This window comes from Phyllobacterium sp. (assembly GCF_037994405.1).
GTDB lineage: Bacteria > Pseudomonadota > Alphaproteobacteria > Rhizobiales > Rhizobiaceae > Phyllobacterium.
Window position 1 is genome coordinate 1 of the sequence record NZ_JBBNAN010000056.1, and the last position, 5523, is coordinate 5523.

Annotated in this window: 4 protein-coding genes and 1 pseudogene; 4 read left to right on the plus strand and 1 reads right to left on the minus strand. The window is 56.2% G+C overall.

Annotated elements, in window-relative coordinates; genetic code table 11:
* On the plus strand, window positions 1–1595 hold a 1595-nt coding region (locus AAAC48_RS03555), incomplete at its 5' end, for an EAL domain-containing protein (RefSeq protein ID WP_340652848.1).
* A 126-nt stretch (window positions 1596–1721) separates the two neighbouring features.
* Here AAAC48_RS03555 and AAAC48_RS03560 read toward each other — a convergent pair.
* Window positions 1722–2273 (minus strand): annotated as a pseudogene (locus AAAC48_RS03560) (sulfatase-like hydrolase/transferase); the annotation flags it as partial.
* Between the two features lie 417 nt (window positions 2274–2690).
* Between AAAC48_RS03560 and AAAC48_RS03565 the strand changes: the two are divergent.
* The 3 genes from AAAC48_RS03565 to AAAC48_RS03575 form a co-directional block, all read left to right on the plus strand.
* Window positions 2691–3749 carry a diguanylate cyclase gene (locus AAAC48_RS03565; RefSeq protein WP_340652849.1) on the plus strand — a complete coding sequence of 353 codons (1059 nt, stop codon included), beginning with the start codon at window positions 2691–2693 and terminating at the stop codon, window positions 3747–3749.
* Window positions 3750–4059: 310 nt separating this feature from the next.
* Complete coding sequence (locus AAAC48_RS03570; RefSeq protein ID WP_340652850.1) at window positions 4060–4581, plus strand: (2Fe-2S)-binding protein; 522 nt, start codon at window positions 4060–4062, stop codon at window positions 4579–4581.
* The coding region (locus AAAC48_RS03575) for a xanthine dehydrogenase family protein subunit M (protein WP_340652851.1) at window positions 4578–5523 on the plus strand (946 nt) is incomplete at its 3' end. The genes AAAC48_RS03570 and AAAC48_RS03575, both read left to right, overlap by 4 nt.

Below are 5523 nucleotides of genomic sequence, written 5' to 3' on the forward strand. Positions count from 1 at the left end.
CAGTCTTCTACTTGGTTGTCCTGTGCGGGATTACAGCGGGCGCAATAACCGCCGGGTTTGCTTATGCGCGAATGCCGATCTGTTACATTGTACCGGTGCTTTTGTCGGTTGCCGGATGCCTGGTCTACGCAGGAGGGTTTGAACGCTACTGCCTGGCAGCAACGACCTTGCTTTACCTGGCAGCGTTGATACGTGGGGCTAGGGAAAGCGAGGGTTTGTTCCGGCAATCAAGCAGGCTCAAGAATGAGGCCACCGCCATGGCAGAATCCCTGAAAACAGCCAGGGATCAGGCAACGGAAGCCGCAGCTGAAATGGGGCATCGCGCGGCTCACGACGCGCTGACAGGACTTCTCAACCGCGGTGGCTTGATGCAAGCGGTTGCTTCTTCGCCAACTTCTGGCGCGGGGCTAGTCCTCATGTTGCTCGATCTCGACGGTTTCAAATCAATCAACGATGCGTTCGGTCATAAAGCGGGCGACAGGGTGCTTGTTGAGGTCGGCAGGAGGCTTCGTCAAAGCCTCCAAGATGGCGTCCTCGTGGCACGTTGGGGAGGAGATGAGTTTGCCGTTCTGTTTGACGCCACACTTGCTGAGGACGCAATTTCAATTGTAGCGACCAAGTTGATCGCAACAATGTCCATTCCGTTTGCCACCTTCGATGCTGGCCGCATTGGTATCAGCATCGGCGTTTGTGCATCCAACCAGCGCGATATCGATGAGATGCTGGTACGTGCGGACGCGGCGCTCTACAAGGCGAAATCACAGGGTCGCAATCGGTACTACATATTCGACGAAAGCTTGCGCAGTCACCTCGAGATGAGGCGGGATATCGAGAGGGATCTTGCGAAAGCGTTGAGCAATGATGCGGTGGAGGTCTGGTTTCAGCCTATTTTGGGTGACGGAGGACGCAAGCTTAGTGACTTGGAGGCTCTGGTACGCTGGAACCATCCTCGACATGGATGGATTCCCTCTACCGATCTGGTCGCAGTTGCGTCTTTATCGGGACTTGCAGAGCCGCTGTTTCGATACATTCTGAAAGATGTATGCGCCATGATGCAGACATTGCGCGCAATGAACCTCGGTCATATGAGGGTGGCGATGAACATGTCTCCGCGTGAAATGGCTCAAATTGCCGTGGACGACCTGATAATCGCAAAACTGCGCAGACTGGATTTGCCGGCGTCCATGCTCGAGATCGAGATCACCGAGGACACAGCCAAGGATATTCGATCCGTGCAAGGCAAACTTGCTGCATTGACCAACGAGGGCGTGCGGATCGCCATTGACGATTTTGGGGTCGGCTATTCTTCGATGTCGTCGCTTCGACAGCTGCATGTTGATCGGATCAAAATTGATCGCTCCTTCGTCGCTGGCATCGCCGGATCAACGGACGATCGCAACGTGGTGCAGGCAATGCTGAGCCTCGGCAAGTCACTCGGAATAGAGGTTGTCGCTGAAGGAGTTGAGACAGAAGCGGATCTCCATGCATTGCGACAGCTCGGTTGTGCGACCATGCAAGGCTATTATTTTGCAAAGCCAATGCCGCAACACGAGACCATCGAATGGATCAATCGCTCGAGGTCGCTCGTACCATGAACGTTGATGATGGATGCGATAAGGCCTAACACCGGCCGAGCTGAATGGACGATATCCGCTGAGCGCCCATCACCGGACATTCGACGCGCCGTTGCGACGCGCCAAATCAAGCCTGATTGGCAATCGCCACACACCAATGCCCTCATGATCCTGCGACTTGAAGACAACCTTCCAGTCCTGAACGCGCACGGCGACAAGTTCGCCGTCGTCGTTCCAATAAAGGAAGTCGCGGCGCGGCGAGTCGGCCGCACTCACCGAGAAGAACGGCATCAGGTTGTAGCCATCGAGATGAACCTTGAAGGTCTTTGCGGCTGCGGTGTAGCCACTTAGGCACTTGTTGACGACGTCCGGTTCGCCGGCCGCTGCGCAGAACGTCGGAATGAGGTCGTAATGCGAGAACGCTTCATTATAAATCGTGCCTAGGTTGATGACGCCCGGCCATTTGATCAGCGTCGGAACGCGATAGCCACCTTCCCAGTTCGTGGCCTTTTCGCCGCGGAACGGCGTGTTTCCGCCGTCCGGCCAAGTCATGACCTCAGCGCCGTTGTCACTGGTGGAGACGACGATGGTGTTGTCGGCGATGCCGAGATCGTCGAGCTTCTTCAGCAGCAATCCAACGTGGCCGTCATGTTCGACCATCCCGTCCGGATAGATACCCTTTCCGGTCTTCCCGTCCGCCGACATTCTACTCGAACGCAATCACGGGTACGGGTTATCGCTCTGATCGAGAGGTTCGGTCGCAAGACACCGGTTGAATTTCAGCCAACGCAGCTCGCTCCAGCTGCATAAAACTGTAGCATTCCTGTCCGCATTCGCGACATACGCCGCAGGAGGTTGACTGCTGGTAGTAGCACCCCCATGAGGGTACATCTCAAAGCGACAGGGTAAGACTGGAGGATCACAAAAACGCTAATTCGTTGCAGGCGCTCGGCGTGTTTGCTTCCTTGGCAGTTGCCGGTCAAAACAGTGATGTTTATCTGAGTGAAATTCTACTGCTCGGCCCTTGAGCTCACCGAAACCGCTAGATAGAAAGTGTTAAGCGCGTCGGCGCGAGGGACGCGACGTGCCGCTCAAGGAAGGTTATAGAGTTGGAGTATGTCCGATACTCGTCCGCTTAGCTTGTCTGCCACAAAGATACGCCGCCTTGTCGATTTGGCAGCGGAAGTAATCTCATTGATTGTGCCGCACCGTAATGGCGCCGACATGGCGCGCATGCAATCGGAACTGGAGGCGAAGGAGACGCTGATACGCGAGCAAGCCGCCGCCCTCGCGCACAGCCGGAAGATTTTCAACCGATCCTCGGCGGTCGCCAAGATCGGTGTTTGGGAATGCACTTTACCTGAAGAGACATTGCATTGGACGGATGTGGTCTATGACCTCTTCGATCTTCCGCGCGGCTCGCCACTCGATCGGGCTCAAATCGTAAATTGCTATTCGGAAGCTTCAGCCAAAGAACTTCACGTGCGGCGTAGCAAAGCGATCGACGAGCGCGGCAGCTTCGATATGGACGCCGAGATCATCACCGCGAAGGGCAATCGCCGATGGATACGGCTGACCGCCACAGTCGAGTGCGCTGAGGATGTTCCCGTGCGCATCTTTGGGATGAAGCAAGACATCACCGAGCAGAAAATACTGTTGGAACGGACTCGGTATCTGGCGGAATTCGATCTAATGACTGGACTGGCCAATCGAAGCCAGTTTCAGTCCAGACTTTCAAATCTATGCGAGCGCGAGCCGAATGCGTCCGGAGCACTGATGCTAATCGATCTTGACGGGTTCAAGGGCGTGAACGATACGTTGGGCCACGCGGTCGGAGACGAATGCTTGAAGGAGATTGCGCAACGCCTCAAGCAAGTGTGCCGAGACGTGGAGGTTGTTGCGCGTATCGGCGGCGACGAATTCGCCGTCCTCTTGGGACCGCATTCGTGCCAGAGCGCGATTGCGGACCTTGCAGGCCAAATCGTCGAGGCAGTGAGCAGGCCCGTTGAGCACTGCGGCCAATCCATCAAGCTTGGTGCCTCGGTCGGGATCGCGCTCCTCGACACCTGCACGCCAGACGAGCTCTTCAAGAAGGCGGACTCTGCACTGTACGCCGCCAAGGCCGCCGGGCGGAACACGTTTCAAATATTCGAGCCAACGACAATGAAGTGGTGAGTACACGCTCAACCCCCTAGCAATGGTGTGCGTTACGCCATTAGCAACGCAATGGCATGACGGTTGTCGAGGGTAGCTAAACGGCCGACGGGTTTGTCGGCACAGGCGCCGGATCGTGTTGTGGCTTTCATGAGCGTCCCTTCGAGCCAATAGCGGCATTGCCCCGGCGACAGCATCCAGACACAATCCTTTTAACAAAGCTTCCTTGGTAAAACTCGCTGTTTGATTACGCGTGCTTTCAAACTTGTCACAGCGCCAATGCGCGCCTAGAGTTTTTACCTGCAACGATACAAGCTCGAGACCAAAGGGAATGAATACCCGCGGGGCCAAGATGGAAGCGAGGTCAAGCACAGCACTTCAAGTGACACTGACCGTCAACGGTGTTGAGCGCAAAACCAGCATTGAACCGTGCGTGACTTTACTTGATCTGCTTCGCGAGGGATTCAATCTTACCGGTACGAAAAAGGGCTGTGATCATGGCCAGTGCGGTGCATGCACAGTCCTCGTCAATGGAATGCGTATCAATAGCTGCCTTGTGCTTGCTGTGAGCCGCAATGGCTCTGAAATCACAACGATTGAAGGAATTGGTCTGCCGAATGAACTGCATCCTCTGCAGGAGGCATTCGTGCGGCATGACGCGCTTCAATGCGGGTATTGTACACCCGGTCAAATATGCTCGGCGATCGGCCTCATCTCGGAAGGCAGGGCCAAAACGCGCGCCGAGATCCGGGAAGCAATGAGCGGCAATCTTTGCCGCTGCGGTGCATACATTGGCATTGTCGACGCGATCGAAGAGGTCGTTGCGGCCCCCAGGCGGAAGACGGTGCCATGAGACGGTTTGAATATTTGCGCGCGGCGAGCATCGATCAAGCCATCGAGAGACTTTCTGACGATCCCGGCGCTACACTGCTGGCCGGCGGCACCAACCTTGTCGATTTGATGAAGTACGATGTAGCGACACCGACGACTGTCATCGACATCAACGACCTGCCGCTGCGGGAGATTAACGAAACCCCCGACGGCAGCCTTAGGATAGGCGCTCTGGTGACGAATTCGGACGTGGCGTTTCATTCGATCGTCGAAAACCGATATCCCTTGCTGTCGAGCGCCATTCTCGCCGGTGCGTCTGCACAGCTCCGCAACGCGGCCACGGTCGCTGGCAACCTGCTGCAGCGCACGCGATGTTCATATTTCTATGATGTAACGACGCCGTGCAACAAACGAACACCCGGTATTGGCTGTTCTGCACGAAACGGACTAAACCGGAACCATGCCATTCTCGGCGCGAGCCAAGACTGCGTAGCCACCCATCCTTCCGACATGTGTGTCGCTCTTTGTGCGATCGGAGCGACGATCATCGTGCAGGGTCCCGCCGGGGAACGCTCGATTTCGCTTGCAGATTTTCACCGGTTGCCCGGTGAGCGGCCCGAGCAGGACACAAATCTCCGAAACAACGAAATAATCCTTGGAATCGAGTTGCCCCCTGCCCCCGAGGCCCAGCGATACAGCTATCTGAAGATCCGTGACCGACTGTCTTATGCCTTTGCCCTTGTATCGGCTGCAGTGTTGCTGACAATCGATGACGGCGTGATCTCGATGGCGCATGTGGCTTTGGGCGGCGTGGCGCACAAACCCTGGCGGGACACGGCTGCGGAGGTCTTGCTCGTCGGGCGTGCTGCATCGCGCGGAAACTTCGATCAGTTTGCGTCGATGCTGCTGGCACAGTCCGTTGCGTTGTCGCAGAACGGCTTCAAGATAGAGCTGGCTCGCAGAA